The 13671-nt window shown below is 51.5% G+C and carries 13 protein-coding genes; 4 read left to right on the forward strand and 9 right to left on the reverse strand.

Annotated elements, in window-relative coordinates:
• Position 1: 1 nt before the first annotated feature.
• Positions 2-4072 carry a tetratricopeptide repeat protein gene (locus CRO05_RS00275; RefSeq protein WP_097065320.1) on the reverse strand — a complete coding sequence of 1357 codons (4071 nt, stop codon included), beginning with the start codon at positions 4070-4072 and terminating at the stop codon, positions 2-4.
• Positions 4073-4542: 470 nt separating this feature from the next.
• On the opposite strand from CRO05_RS00275, the gene CRO05_RS15250 reads away from it, so the two are divergent.
• Positions 4543-4857, forward strand: a complete 315-nt coding sequence (locus tag CRO05_RS15250) for a hypothetical protein (RefSeq protein ID WP_143860866.1) — start codon at positions 4543-4545, stop codon at positions 4855-4857.
• Between the two features lie 686 nt (positions 4858-5543).
• Here the strand turns inward: CRO05_RS15250 and CRO05_RS00280 are convergent.
• From CRO05_RS00280 to CRO05_RS00300, 5 genes are all read right to left on the reverse strand, one after another.
• The gene (locus CRO05_RS00280) at positions 5544-6170 is read right to left on the reverse strand and encodes a hypothetical protein (RefSeq protein WP_097065321.1); all 627 of its coding nucleotides are present in this window, start codon (positions 6168-6170) and stop codon (positions 5544-5546) included.
• Complete coding sequence (locus CRO05_RS00285; protein ID WP_097065322.1) at positions 6167-6787, reverse strand: SCO family protein; 621 nt, start codon at positions 6785-6787, stop codon at positions 6167-6169. Before CRO05_RS00285 ends, CRO05_RS00280 begins: the two co-directional genes overlap by 4 nt.
• Before the next feature lie 107 nt (positions 6788-6894).
• Positions 6895-8421: a hypothetical protein gene (locus CRO05_RS00290; RefSeq protein ID WP_097065323.1), complete on the reverse strand. Its 1527-nt coding sequence runs from the start codon at positions 8419-8421 to the stop codon at positions 6895-6897.
• 379 nt (positions 8422-8800) lie between these two features.
• Positions 8801-9535: a hypothetical protein gene (locus CRO05_RS00295; protein WP_097065324.1), complete on the reverse strand. Its 735-nt coding sequence runs from the start codon at positions 9533-9535 to the stop codon at positions 8801-8803.
• An 802-nt stretch (positions 9536-10337) separates the two neighbouring features.
• Positions 10338-10622, reverse strand: coding sequence for an HU family DNA-binding protein (locus CRO05_RS00300; protein ID WP_097065325.1), 285 nt, complete (start codon positions 10620-10622; stop codon positions 10338-10340).
• A gap of 499 nt (positions 10623-11121) precedes the next feature.
• On the opposite strand from CRO05_RS00300, the gene CRO05_RS00305 reads away from it, so the two are divergent.
• Complete coding sequence (locus CRO05_RS00305; protein ID WP_097065326.1) at positions 11122-11463, forward strand: hypothetical protein; 342 nt, start codon at positions 11122-11124, stop codon at positions 11461-11463.
• Positions 11464-11668: 205 nt separating this feature from the next.
• On the opposite strand, the gene CRO05_RS15385 is transcribed toward CRO05_RS00305, so the two are convergent.
• Complete coding sequence (locus CRO05_RS15385; protein ID WP_097065327.1) at positions 11669-11848, reverse strand: hypothetical protein; 180 nt, start codon at positions 11846-11848, stop codon at positions 11669-11671.
• A gap of 78 nt (positions 11849-11926) precedes the next feature.
• Positions 11927-12238 (reverse strand): hypothetical protein, encoded by a 312-nt coding sequence (locus CRO05_RS15390; protein WP_159462677.1) that lies wholly within the window; start codon positions 12236-12238, stop codon positions 11927-11929.
• Between the two features lie 7 nt (positions 12239-12245).
• Here CRO05_RS15390 and CRO05_RS00320 point away from each other — a divergent pair, with 7 nt between their 5' ends.
• Both CRO05_RS00320 and CRO05_RS15255 read left to right on the forward strand, forming a co-directional pair.
• The gene (locus CRO05_RS00320) at positions 12246-12494 is read left to right on the forward strand and encodes a hypothetical protein (RefSeq protein WP_159462678.1); all 249 of its coding nucleotides are present in this window, start codon (positions 12246-12248) and stop codon (positions 12492-12494) included.
• A 29-nt stretch (positions 12495-12523) separates the two neighbouring features.
• Positions 12524-12748, forward strand: coding sequence for a hypothetical protein (locus CRO05_RS15255; protein ID WP_143860868.1), 225 nt, complete (start codon positions 12524-12526; stop codon positions 12746-12748).
• A 91-nt stretch (positions 12749-12839) separates the two neighbouring features.
• On the opposite strand, the gene CRO05_RS00325 is transcribed toward CRO05_RS15255, so the two are convergent.
• Positions 12840-13124 (reverse strand): HU family DNA-binding protein, encoded by a 285-nt coding sequence (locus CRO05_RS00325; RefSeq protein ID WP_097065329.1) that lies wholly within the window; start codon positions 13122-13124, stop codon positions 12840-12842.
• Between the last annotated feature and the right edge of the window lie 547 nt (positions 13125-13671).

Below are 13671 nucleotides of genomic sequence, written 5' to 3' on the forward strand. Positions count from 1 at the left end.
TTCAGAGATCGACGATGCGGAAGTTGTCGAAGTGCGCTCCCGCGCTGCCCCAGCAGAAAAGACCGGCACGCCCTGCGTCGGGTAGCGACGCATCCTGCCCCGACAATACCAATTCGTCATTCAGGTACGCATTCAACTGCGATCCGCTGATGCGGATTTTCAACGAATAGGTCGTATCCGCGTCATATCCGCGAGTCGCATCGAGCGCGGCCGTATCGAGTTCCTGGAACACGCCGGCCACCTTCTTGCCCATGCGGCGATAGTTGCGCTGCTGGTCCATCAGAAAGTAATAGAAGTTGTCCGCGTCCTGCCAGCGAAACACCACGCCGATACCGTCGTTGTCATCCGAACTGACGTCGGCGACCACGATGCAATTCTGGACCGCCGGCAGTTCGGACGTTGTTTTCCGGACGAGATAGGTACCGGGCTTGTCAGGTCCGGTCGCGTCGGTTCCGAACGCACCCCCATGTATATCCGACAGCTGATCGATGCGACGCGCTTCAGCATTGAAGACCCATTCCGATGGCGCCGACACCGTGGCCTGCGGATCGTCGACAATGTCGAAATCCGCAAGCGTGTCCGAATCGAAGCGATCCAGCAGCAACATGTATGGCTGGCCGGGAATGCGACGGGGCGTGAACTCGTACTCCGCGGTCATCACGATGTTTTGCACTTGCGACCATTCAAAGCCGGCATCGAACCGGGCCTGGTTCTCCGCCACCGGAATTGTGATTTTCCACTCCTGCAACCACGGCTTGCCGATGAACGCATTGAGCGGGTTCGACCCACCTGTCGAAAGCGCGCCGTCCGCAGTCGTGGCCTGGGTCGCGGAAGTGCCGTCGGCGGTCGATACCTTGACGACCAGGTTCTCGGGCGTTACGCCCTCGTCCGTTTCGATCAGGAAAGTGAGTTCGCGCACGCGCGGATCCAGGTGATAGAACGGCAGCATGGTCGAGCGAAGCGTGAACGTCACCTCGCCCGTATCCTGAAACGCGAAGAACTCGTCGAAAAGCTCGTACCGGAGTGCAACGGTGCGGCGCCCGGCATTCATCTGCTCGACCGCGAGTTCTTCCAGTACCTTCGGCTTCAGGTTCGGATCAAAAAAAGATTCGTAATAGAGCACGAGCTTTATGTCGGTAATGTAGTTCAGGATGATGTCGTTTGCCGCAGGATTGAGCTCGAAGATCCATGAGGTTGAGACCGGGCTGTGTTCGAAAATGCCCAGCATCTCAACATCCGGCGTGAAGATCACGGCGTCCGCAGCAATGCGGTATTGCGACACCAGCAGCGTTTCCGGCTGTAGCAGCCGCATCTTGATGCCTCCATTGCGCATTCGCGACAGACAGAGTCCGGTGTTGGTCAGGCTCGCGTGTATTCCGCCGCGGCCGATCAATCCTTCGACAATCACCTCGGCGCGCTTGATGCGCTGCAGGTAGGCGCCGGGGTAGTTCCGGTCGAAATCGCTCAGCTCGGTACGAAAACCCATGGTCCCCGTCCGCTGAAAATCGCGGAGGAACTGGACCGGGTAGCGATCCGCCAGAGAAATGATTTCCTTCATCGGCTGTTTTTTCTCGCCGAGGATAATCCGCATGAAAGTAAACGAATCGATGTCCTGAAGCAGAAAATCGCCGCCCAGAAGACCGGCAAGGTCGTTTCGAGCATACGATGGCTTGATGATATTCACCGCCTTACCGACCTCGTACTCGTAAGCCTGTTCCATCAACCGGGCTATCACGATAGCCTGGCTGAGGTATGACTGGGATATCTGGCGAATCTCGTTCGCCAGGCGGTTCCAGAGGTCAGGCGTAAATTCCTGCGAGTCGAATAGCGCCAGTTGCTGCTCGGCCTGCTGCTTGCGCAGCGTGGCGATATTTTTTTGGATATCGGCGGCCTCCTTCTGTTTGGTCGCGATGTCCACCTGCTCATCCGCGACTTTCTTCGCAGCCTCCAGTTCGCTGATCCGGCGATCCATGTTATTGAGTTCGAACTCGCGCGAGATCTCGCTCCGACGCTGTGTCAGCGTACGGAGCACTTCATCGACACGGTGGGTTCCGTTCGAGATTCCGTACTCCTCATAACCCGAGAAGTCGTACTCGGTCGTGGGTGCGCCGACGTACGTGATCTCGGAATCCAAAGCCATCTGTTCGAGACTCACATCCGCATATTCCGTTTTCAGATCCCTGGCGTTTTCGAGTTGTGTATTGGCATAGGCCTGGTTCGCCTCGATTGCTTCCTTCTGTTCTTGCGCAATTTCAACTTTCTTGATCTCGAGTTGTTCGTTCGCGGTCTCCAGGTCAACCGCATTCTCCAGCATCGACCGCTGGAATTCCTCCTGCTCCGCGCTGGTCTTAAAATTGATGTAAGTCCGCTCCGCCTGAATCGCATGCTCGGCGAAATAGCGCGCGGTATTTTGCAAATAATCGAAGCGAAACACCGGGATCTGCTCGCGGGCCAGGCTGAGTAATGGAAAGTCGATCCCATCCTCGATGTTCTGAATGTTGAGTTTGGCAAGCAATACCACCGCTGCGATGGATGGGTTGTGTACCTCGGCATCCAAAGGCTGCGGCGCGGCGAGAATGGCTTGCACCTGTGCCGCAAGTCCATCGAACACCGGCGACTTGTAGAGCGCCGAGGCCGGATCCAGAATGGGGTCCGTCAGCCGAACGATCTTCTCGTATCTCGTTCTGGCTTCGGCCTTCTCACCCGCTTCGAACAGAAAGTTGCCCCACCTGGTGTATGCATTGGCCAGCTTCAACCAGACCATCGGCGCTTCAATTGCCTGGTTCAGGTATTGATAGTCTCGAGCCTTTTCGTACCATGTGACAGCTTCTTCATAATCGCCCAACTCCAGATGACAATCGCCTAGACTCAACGGAATGGTGAAGCCGTAAGTGTGGGGAATATAGGCGATGAAATTGGTTTCGATGATCTCGAAAGTGGCGAGTGCCGCAAGCGTGGTTGCGCTGATACGCGGCTGGTAGATGCTTGCCGTCAGGTTTGCGGCAGCATTGCCCTGGAGATCGATACTGACAATCTCGTCGCCCTTGAACACCCCGAACTGCTGAGCGCCACTGGAGAGAGAAACAGCGGGAGACACGTTCAGATACTGGTTGGAGCCCGACGGCGAGTTGAGAATGAAGCCGAGTCCCTCACTGCCCATGGGTCTTTGCATTGCGGTGGCCGTACCGGGATTGAGCGGTTGCGAAAGCGTGCGCCCAAACGACAGGGGAACGGAATCTCCCGCCGCCTGGAAAGCAGCGCCGGAGCTGCGTGCATCCCCGGTCAAGGCTGCCACGACACCAAGATTGTTGCTGATTGCCCCGAGCTCCTGGGTTTGCGGCGTTTGCCCTGGCGCTGCGGCGGCAGCTGCGCCAGGTGTTCCGGGTGCGCCTACGGCGCCGGGCATCAATCCCGGCTCGATACCCAGGGCGCGCTGCGCAAGCTGGAATGCCTTCGAGAAACTGTCGCGAGCGTTATCAAATTCGCTTTGCTGCACGGCCGCTATGCCGGACGCCACCATCAGATTCGATTCCAGCTCGCGGTCCCGTCCCTGGTTGAGTTCCAGCGCCTGCTGAATGATGGGCCGGGCTTCGGCGGTAGCTCCAGCCTGAAGATAGGTAGAAGCTTGTTCGTAAAGGATGGCCGCAGGCGATGCCATAACAGTGCTGCCCGTGCCACCAAATCTCTGCACGATGGACGAGATTTCCTCCGGCGGATTGCCGGGTGATACTATCGGACGATCCGCAACGGCAGAGCGGTACTTTGCAACCTGTGCGGCAGCGGTAACCATCGCATCCGTCAGCTGCATCTGCTTGAGTGCCGAGGTAGCGATTGCGGTCACGTTGACCGGGAAATGAGGATGAAGGAACTTGTGCAGCAGGGAATAGGCCGTCTGATACTCGTTCAGCGCATTCTGGAACTCATCCCGGAAAAAGTAGCGATGTCCTCTCGCAAGATGCCCCTGCACTTGTTTTTCCAGCACCGCTTTCGGATCAACTTCAGTCACCTGGAAGCCGAAAGCCTGCGGGACGATTTTGTAGCTGTAATAATTACTGAGGTACTTGGTTGCCATAGCAGATTCCTTGTTGATCGGCGTATATGCCGGAAAACCGATAGGGACAGATATCGAGAAAACGCTTAGTTGTTTTTGAAATCTCAAGCAATCCTGGGCAACCCCGGACTTCCGCTTGCGCTCATCAGTGGACTCTTAATGGTCCATAGAAAAAGTTTAAAAGTTACCTCCTATAGGTAAGTGCCTTAGGTGCGCACTTATATTTTCAAACGGTTATAACACCGCTCCCTTGTTTTATAGACCATAAAGCTAAAATAGCAACCGAACAGCATCCGGTGATTTAGCTAAATAAATTCAACTGGTTGATATTTTTCTGAGCATGAATGGTGACGGACGGCAAGCCGGGATTTGTGTTCTGACTGCGTCTCTGGGTACCAAAGAATGCCTTGGGCGCAAATGCTGTTTGATTCAGTTGAGGGAGAGTTCAACCTGCAATCGATGATGGTCCAGTTGAGCAATGGTCAGCGCGCATGGCTCGCTTCGCCACTTCCACCCCGGCCGATCGCACCCACGTTGATGGGCTGTTCGTTGGGGGCTTGAGCCGTGTGAGAAATCCGCGAGCATTGCCGCAACATCGTCACGTTTCAAAGCCCCCCTTCCTCTCGCTTGGACTCTCCTCGCCTCGCCACGGGGGCGACGGGAGTGGGGAGACAGCCTTGGCCCTCACGGGCAAGGATTGGGTACACGTTGCCTTTCCTCCACGTATTCTTCAATACGGTGGTGCGTTTACATATCGTGGAACTCATATCAGCACGCCACAGATGAAGGCGAGGCTTGTGCATTAACAACGTCCTTTGCTACCTATGCCATCATTCGACCTCAAGCTCGGCCCATCGATAAAAAATCCTTGAAGGGGGAATTTGTTTGCCAAGGAAGTGTCTTAACATAAAAATAACAAATAATTCACAAAATATTCACAATTGGTCATACTTTTGCTAGGTGTATTTAACTACCGACAAAGGAGACGATTATGACAATACGAAGACTTCTCGCCATTTCATATTTCCTCAGCATGGCGGCAACCCTGATAGCTTTAATTCTTAATTCTTGAATTCCTTTCGGAGTTGTTGATTATTTGCAAAAAGAGCTAATCAGAGGATGGGGTCGTGGTCGTTTGTAAAACCGCAGCCAGCCGTGCCTCATATCAAAATTCCCCATCCTCTGGACAGCCTTAATCTAGATAGGCGCTCCGCCAACTGCGGAGAATTTCTCACTTATTAATAGAGGGCATGTAGTAGAGCACCGTGAGTTGGGTGGCGCTCCAGATCCCGTAAGGGAGGATTTGATGGAGGAAACCAGAACTAGGGGATGGTGCTGGATTCCTAAGTCAGCCATAAACTCGGAAACACTCAATTACTTTCAACACAACCGCCATCGGATGGACCTGATTGGAAAAACATGGCCGGGTAACTCGATGATTCGCGGCCTGCCTTTCTTTACTTGCAGACATCGGGAAATAGAGAAGAGAAAATCATTGATTTGATCGCAGCCGTTGCGGCGTGCAAAGTTTATTGAGCAGGGTAACCGCGGAGAATATGTTGGGTCCACCGCGGCCTTTTCCAGCCTGATCGTATATCTCGGTGATCTCTACAATATTCCCTTGCAGGTGTGCCTTGACGGTGTAGGCATCGAAACCAAAATTTTCACCAAAATCGACCCAGTCGAGAGGCAGAATAAATTCTGCTCCGTTGACTATACGCTTGGCATTCAAAGCTACTGGCGAGGCATTTCCACGCAACGTTTCCAATGCCTGGGGCAATACTGTGTTGTCATGCTGAAGCGCGCTTTCATACATCAGAATCTTATCGCCATCTTCCTTATTTATCGGAATGAGGAAACTATAAATTTTCCCATTCAGTATACGCAGCAGCAGGTGATCTCCAGCTTCCCCGTCTGCCCGTTCTCCCCTGGTCTTGACTTGAAACACGAGATGATTATCCGCGGAAATATCGGTTGCCACGGATAGAATGTCGAGCTCCGGAGAAAGCGACTTATCCATGAACGATACAATGACACGGGGATCTGCCTCGATCTGCATCGCAGATGCGGTGAGAGAGACGATTATCAGCAATGGGATGAGTACGACCGTCCAAATCATAACTCGAACAGGGCCTTATTCTCACGAAATATCTGCTCCATTTGAGCCGCATCCTTCAGCGCATCAAATATCACCCTGATATTTCCCCTGGAATCAATCAGAAATGCGGTAGTACTATGGTCTACCTGATAGTTCTGCATATTTCCGGGATTTTTTGTGTAAAAAGCGGTCTCGACACTGAAAGCGGCCTTGAATCGCTCCAGCTCTTCACCTTCAAAACGCAAATAGGCAAGATCCGATCCGAAGACTTTGGTGTAGCGTGAAAGAACAGCGTCAGTATCCCTGTCCGGGTCCACCGTAACGAAGATTCCGTTCAGCTCGATCTTCTCAGCCGCGGCCGCATTGACGAGCATGGATAGATTGGCGAGAGATGCAGGACAGACATCCTTGCAATGCGTAAAACCAAAAACAACCAGCTGCCACTGCGTATCCTTGCCCGCATGCGCTTGTTTCAGTTGACCGATAATTTCTGGCCGCAAAGGTATCGGATAGGTCGGGATGACAGTGGCGGCTTCGATACTGGCGTGGGCAAATAGGAGAAATGCTGTCAGCGCACCCGGAAAAAGACGTTTCCGGAATGCCCCTGATTGAATTTCGTTTATCCATTTCAATTTCATATCAATTCGCGATCACCTTGGTAGTTCATCAAGGGAGCCCATCTTGTTCAACCCGGGATGAATCCCAGGAAAAACAAATGGGCGGGTAAAAGCGGGATAACCGGAAATTAGCGCAGGCCGCCCGCGGCAAATATGCCGTGTGGCTTCACGAGGCCGTCTCGCGGACCCCACACCTTGGTGACCGTATCTGTTTCTGTATCAATCTTCAGCACATAGCCGGAAACCCAACTTGCCACCAGCAAGTGTCGATGGTCTGGCGTCGGGCTGATCGTATGAGCGACGGAATATCCCGCCGGGAGTTCGAAGCCGGGTCGCAGTCTCTTGATGAACCGCGGCTTTTCTCGATCGGTCAAATCGAATACGGAAATGTACCCGTCGTTACCGAACGTGTAGTCAAGAGTATCTTCTTCTGCGATATATAGTTTTCCATTCACCACCGCAATATCGGATGCAGAACGAAACACTCCATGGCCATTGGCATGATTGGTGTTCTTGACTATTTCCTTTGCGGTCCCCTCCTGAGTATCAAGCAGCCATACGCTTGGCGGGATGATATGGTTCGTGGTTGAAGGGGTTAGGGAAGTTTTGTCTAGTTGCATGGACGCGGTGACAGCGTAGCGCTCATCGAGCCAGTAGACGAAGTGGGTGAAAGCCGCATGCTTCTTCTCGTTGCCCAGCATGATTTGACCTACTGTTTGCAGTTCACCGGTTTCTCTGTTGGGTTTGTATACATCGATGACACTATTGTCAAAAAAGTATCCTGTTCCAAGGCCAATGGTTCCCGACCTGTTGAAATTTACCCCGTGCGTCTGCTCAGTGTAGCCAGGTATGACAATAGGATCAAAACCCAGAAACTGGTCCGTTGTGTGATTGATCACACGTATCCTGTCCGACGTAAATTCCGTAAAGTAGAGGAAATCAGAGTAGGGTAGCAGCGTGGGTCCATGAATTTGGGTTCCTCTGCCAATCAGCCAGTTGGGGATGGCCTGGACCTGGTTGACTGGTGTGACAAACGGCAATTCAGAGGGATTGTTTGGGGAATCAGCTGCCAGCACCGCACTCACGGTTAACGACGCCAGGCGTGTATCCCAATTGATGTCGTTCACGTTCAAGGCGATGATATAGGATGGATGGTCCTGCGTATTGTCGGAAGTAATATAAATCTTTTTTCCCTCGGGCATCATCACCGTGTGCTGCAAGGGAACGTTTCCAGGCCAACCGGGGAGCGTGGTCGGGTCTATGATTATCAACTTGTCGTTTTCATAGTTGAAGAGATAAACCATCCCGTTGTGGTAGTCGATCGCGGTTGCCACGGGCTGTATATAATCGTTATAAACATTAGGATACTGATCGAGCGGCAATGGTTCGTGTTCATCTCTTCCGCGCCGGCGGTCACGTCCCTTATTCTTATCCGCGTAATCGTCATCGTTGGCAAACACTTTGTCATCTTTTCCACGCAGGCTGTCGATCCTGGTGCGCACCTTGCCAGCGTTTACGCTCGAAAGGCCGTTGCTTGATGAATTGCCCTCTCTTAAGGGAGAGAAATGATTTTCTGCCTGGATCTCACCGACCGATATTGTCAATATGCATAAAACTCCCAGTGGAGCTAGAAATATATTTTTCATTGAAGTCATTTGAATTCCCCTTATACGATTGATGAATAATGATCTGGAATGACGCTGTTCCCTTCATTAAGGAACCCGGGTTGCAAACACAGCTTCTTCCGGTTTAATGCAGTCCTGGCAGGACCGGCATTCCAGCAGGCTTTTTTTAGATTATGGAAGCACTCAATATATTTGAGCGTTTCTGCCTGGACTGAAGCCCGGGTTCGATACAGTATCGTGCGATTGGTAAACTGCTCTCGGCTGGTCTGGAAGACCGAAGCGGATAAGTATCGAAGACCGCTTATTGGTAAAAAATAACTCTACGCCGTCACTGCAAGTATTAATTCGATATTAAGTTGCTTACCTTTATAGATCGAACTATGACTTGCAGAGAGGCGTAGCAAAGATACTAGAGTTGTTGGAGAGAGATAGTTGCCTGTTGGCTATTTTGAATGCTATCGGCATTGATCCAGACGAACTGGGAACCATTACCAAATAATGAAGCCGCGATCTGTTGCTGTGGTTGATTAGGAGCTGGCAAAATAAATTTGTAGCTGACGGGGTTACTTGGATCGGCCTGATAAATATTGGCCTCTGCCAAAGGTCCGGGATTCACGCAATAGATGCTAACAGCTGATGACCCTGGCCCAAACTGGGCTGCATAAAACTGCGTGATATTGCTTTGCAAATTCATTTGATACCAGGTAGAAGCGGGTACCGCATAAAACCGTGTAAATGCCGTAAAGTTCTGAGTAACTCCATTTACTGGCAGGCTTTTGTTATTGATGCCGGAAGTATTAATAGGAAACGCGAGGCTTCCAATAAATGCACTTATTTTGGAATCGGCTGGTTGATTACTGGTTAAGCTGATGGTAACGGTATTTGTTACATTCCCATTGACTAATACGATTGCGGCAAGCCCTTGGTTTCCCGTCGTGCCAGGAACAATGACTTTGACTGGAGCTGTCGCATTGGTAGTTACTATGGTTACTGTCGTATCATGATCGGCGTTCGCCGCGTTATAAAGGAATATGCCATTTGCGCCATTTTGGATGGTTGTACAAACGTACTGATTGTTACTTGGATCTAAAGTGACTAGCCGGCCATCGTCCCAATTCCCAGGTGTTGCAAAAAGCACGCTCATAATATTTCTCCCTAAGTCAGGTGTGAAGTTTCTATCTCGATTGAGAAAATCAGGGGTGGCTATCAAATATCTCTTGATAGCTCAGCAGTACTCTAATGTATTAAAAAACGAGTTAAGATAAGAAAAGAAGCTGTTTTATATGTCTTCTTTTTATTGACTATTCGACAAGAATATAGTAGTGCCAATTGAATTGGACGCAGACGCACTGACGATAGGAAATAGGAGGCTGATGCAATTTACACTGAGCTTCATTTGCTTTGCCGCAGGCACGTGGACCGATGCAATCGAATTGTCAGTTGCGAATACTTCCAATGACTCTCAACAACCAGTACTCGCGTAAGCTCCCCCGTCAAGCAGACAATTTTCTTCCGTGCGGGCAATCGCTCACGGAACCAGCCGGGGGCCGGCTTCCCAGCGCGCTTAGATTCCAGCTTTTATTGCTGAGCAAACAATTGGATTTAGGTACAGCAATAGCGAGTAGGGGCATTACGAGCATGTCTCACCAATAATCCCTTGTTGGAGTGATTGGTTTGGTCCGAAGGGATGTTAAAGAGAAAATCAAAACAGCCTAGGCAAGGCCGAAGGCCACGTCAGGAAGATTTTGGTTTCTATGTGGGTGAAGTCTGGGAAGCCTGCGGGTCAATCCCTGTGGGGAAGCTGTGGGCGGTAATCTATCCGTCCATCAGGGTTATCCATAAGGGTTGTCCAGGGGCACGAACGAAAGCGAGCTGGACGGTCGGCCAGGCCGATCGTCCGCATCTTTAACCGACTGCAGCTTTGCTCTAGCTTCGCTAATACTCGCTTACTTCTCGCCGCTATTCACCGCAGCTTTAAGCGCAGCCCCCGGTTTGAAAGCCGGTATCCTTGATGCCTTGATCTTCAGTGCTTCGCCGGTCTTGGGATTGCGGCCGGTGCGGGCCGCACGCTCGCGCACTTCGAAAGTACCAAAACCCACCAGCGAGAGTGAGTCGTCTTTTTTCAAGGTGTCTGAAATAATTTCGGTCAGCGCGCCAATGGCGCGATCGGCATCCGCCTTGCTGCAATCCACCTTCGCTGCCAGCGCATCAATAAGCTCTTTTCTGTTCATGCCTGAAATCCCCTTTTTGTTAGATTTAATAAAAGCTGAGCGGAACAATCAATTAGCACAAGATTGCCTCCTACAACTTTCCCCGCCAGCTACCCATGGCGGTACGTGCTGCCTGTCGTGGCTGTGAACCGGAGCGGTGCTTCCGGCCGAAAGCAACCAGGACCTTCAATAACTGCAAATCCTATTGCGCCATCCCCCATCAACACCCCAATTCCTCTGCGAGAGGGGCTTGTGGGATAACCAAATCGCAACAGGATAAGCCCACCTGCTCCTTCCCGCCTGCTACCCCACCCATTCCCAACCCTTGCCCGTGAGGGAAAGGGTTACATCTCTACCCCTGCTGTCCTGGACGGAGCGAAAAGGTTCGAGTGAGAGGATCTGGCTTTCAGAACCTCTTTCCCTTTGACGACTGTCAGGAGAAAAACATGAGCTCGTCAGCCAATTTCGTAGCTTCACGGGTACCCGTTCAGATTATCCCTTATCCAATGAGGAGATTGGCATGCGTAGCACCATCAATCTTTGCCAAAGCCAAGCATCAAAGCCCCTCACAGCGATACGCTTATATTCCTACCAGTCATGTTCTGAAGGGGTTGCGCAATGGGGGTTATCGGCCGTGTGGTGTGCCAGACGCGTATTCGCGACGATGGCAGAGCTGACCTCCCGCATTGCCGAAACTGGCTGCATGGGGAGGGGGGTCGCTTTCCCCCTGCCCATGCGCCTGGGCTTGGGTCGCTGCGGACAAGCACCTGCCCTTCTCAGTGTCGTTCGGTACCAGAAAATCTACAATGCTGTCTTTTTCTACTCCCATGGCAAAAGGGAGTCCTTGTGCGATACGCCCTAGGTATATAATGCCAACTAAAAATTCCAATTTTTATACTGGGTTTCGAGGTTTTGAAAGAAAATTTCCCAAATAATTAGGCAAAATCGAAGGCTGCGTCAGGCAAATTTTGTCTGTACGGTGAAGGCGGTTGAGTTGAATGGCGGCGATAAGCCTCAAACCGATGCGGAAGCAGGAGTGAAGACGGATAACGATTATTATGGTTCAATCAACAATCCTTGTTTGGAGAGCCTGATATGAGATTATTCCCCCTTATAACCCTATTTTTTATCTCGTCCCACTCCCACGCCGCGGGGATCTCGTCCCACCCCCACGCCATCGGGATTTCGTCCAAGCCCAGCGCCACCGCGATCTCCTCCCACCCCCACGCCCCAGGGATCTCATCCAACCCTCACGCCACCGGGATCTCGTCCCACCCCAATGCTCCAGGGATCTCCTCCCACCCCAACGCCACCGGAATCTCCTCCTACCCCAACGCCCTAGGGATCTCCTCCAACCCCAGCGCCACCGGAATCTCCTCCAACCCCAACGCGACCGGGATCTCCTCCAACCCCAACGCCATCGGGATCTCCTCCCACCCGAACGCCTCAGGGATCTCCTCCAACTCCAACGCCTCAGGAATCTCCTCCAGCCCCCACGCCACCGGGATCTCGTCCGACTCCAACGCCTCAGGGATCTCCTCCAACCCCCACGCCATCGGGATCTCGCCCGACTCCAACGCCCCAGGGATCTCCTCCAACCCCAACACCACCGGGATCTCGTCCGAGCCCAACACCATAGGAGTCTTGTCCGACCCCCACGCCAGAGGAACCTTGAGTGCAAAAGTTCAATGGTCTAAGGTTCCGACAGTGGTGCAGAAAACGATAGCTGACAATGCGGATGGCGGAAATATTGAAGAGATCGAGAAAAAAACCGAAATAATCGGTTTCAAAATGACATCGATTTATGAAGCCGACGTAAGAAAAACCGACGGCTCAAAGATTGAGATCAAGATTGGTGAGAAGGGCAAGCTCATCGCGATAGACAAAGATTAATCACTCCTGCAGTTCTTGCAGCCGCTTGGATGATGACAGTCATGCTATCTATTGGCGCGCAAGCGCAAGAAATAGTATCGAACGCAGTTGTCATTAAACCGCTACTGCCCTACTACATCTTCGTTTTTTGCCCGGTACACAGGTACATCGCGGCCTCTGAATTCGCCACCAATTCCAAGCCCTGTATCCATCTTATGGATACAGGCAATACCGATGCTGGGTTTTATGGCAAGGGCCAGATCATCAATAATTGATAAGATATTTTCCGTTGCAACCAACTTCCCCTGATTTCCATAAATTCACGGTCAAGATTGCTGGGGTCGTCGATCTCCTGTGGCGCATCGCTTACTTGCCATTCTTGTTAACCGCGGCCTTGAGCGTTGCACCCGCCTTGAACGCAGGAACTCTTGATGCAGCAATCTCAAGTTCTTCACCTGTCCTGGGATTTCGGCCGGCACGTGCGGGACGCTCGCGTACCTCAAAGGAACCAAAACCAGGCAAGGATAGCGAGTCGCCCTTTTTCAGGGTGTCTGAAATGACCTCGACCAGTGCACCAACGATGCGTTCCGCCTCAGCTTTGCTAGCGCCGGTCTTCACGGCCATCGCATCAACGAATTCTCTCTTATTCATGGTTGAATCTCCATTTCCAATATCAGTAATCGGCTTCACGACGTATCCAATAAGATTGCCGCAAAGTTCTTATAAACGCTTTATTAGCTTACACAGTTAATGAGCTTGAGCAATGGACACATTGCTCCATTTTGAGCACCGAATATTTTAGTGAATCCAAATTTCAACTACTCAAAACCACGGATCAATCCATAATGAACCCACTCGTCCCTATGATACGCCGGCAAGGCGGACAGCAAAATCGAAAGGTACGAATTATTCCGAGCACTGGGAATAATATTCATAGAGGCTGCTGCCCAGGGCAGGTTTTTTTCTGAGCCTTAATTTAAGGGATGCATCGCTCATTCTTCTAAAAATCCTCTTTTAATATTATTAAGAACATCTTCCTATTATATTCATCTCTTTATTTTGCCAGTTCATTTTTTAGCATTCTCCATATGCCGCCGGACGGCAGATAGCGAGGCTGCGCAAAAATACCAATATTTCGCGTAAATGTGGGAAACTTGCCGAACGGCACCTTGAAAACGCACGGGCTTTTCCTCGCAGA

The sequence above is a fragment of the Nitrosovibrio sp. Nv4 genome, assembly GCF_900215485.1.
Lineage (GTDB): Bacteria > Pseudomonadota > Gammaproteobacteria > Burkholderiales > Nitrosomonadaceae > Nitrosospira.

What these genes read in the sequence shown, in the direction of transcription:
- CRO05_RS00280 (WP_097065321.1), bottom strand. Translation starts at nt 6,170, where the DNA reads ATGATTTGGACGGTCGTACTCATCCCATTGCTGATAATCGTCTCTCTC.
- CRO05_RS00325 (WP_097065329.1), bottom strand. Translation starts at nt 13,124, where the DNA reads ATGAATAAGAGAGAATTCGTTGATGCGATGGCCGTGAAGACCGGCGCT.
- CRO05_RS15255 (WP_143860868.1), top strand. Translation starts at nt 12,524, where the DNA reads ATGATGACAGTCATGCTATCTATTGGCGCGCAAGCGCAAGAAATAGTA.
- CRO05_RS00275 (WP_097065320.1), bottom strand. Translation starts at nt 4,072, where the DNA reads ATGGCAACCAAGTACCTCAGTAATTATTACAGCTACAAAATCGTCCCG.
- CRO05_RS00295 (WP_097065324.1), bottom strand. Translation starts at nt 9,535, where the DNA reads ATGAGCGTGCTTTTTGCAACACCTGGGAATTGGGACGATGGCCGGCTA.
- CRO05_RS00300 (WP_097065325.1), bottom strand. Translation starts at nt 10,622, where the DNA reads ATGAACAGAAAAGAGCTTATTGATGCGCTGGCAGCGAAGGTGGATTGC.
- CRO05_RS00285 (WP_097065322.1), bottom strand. Translation starts at nt 6,787, where the DNA reads ATGAAATTGAAATGGATAAACGAAATTCAATCAGGGGCATTCCGGAAA.
- CRO05_RS00290 (WP_097065323.1), bottom strand. Translation starts at nt 8,421, where the DNA reads ATGACTTCAATGAAAAATATATTTCTAGCTCCACTGGGAGTTTTATGC.
- CRO05_RS15250 (WP_143860866.1), top strand. Translation starts at nt 4,543, where the DNA reads ATGGCTCGCTTCGCCACTTCCACCCCGGCCGATCGCACCCACGTTGAT.
- CRO05_RS15390 (WP_159462677.1), bottom strand. Translation starts at nt 12,238, where the DNA reads ATGGTGTTGGGCTCGGACGAGATCCCGGTGGTGTTGGGGTTGGAGGAG.
- CRO05_RS00305 (WP_097065326.1), top strand. Translation starts at nt 11,122, where the DNA reads ATGCGTAGCACCATCAATCTTTGCCAAAGCCAAGCATCAAAGCCCCTC.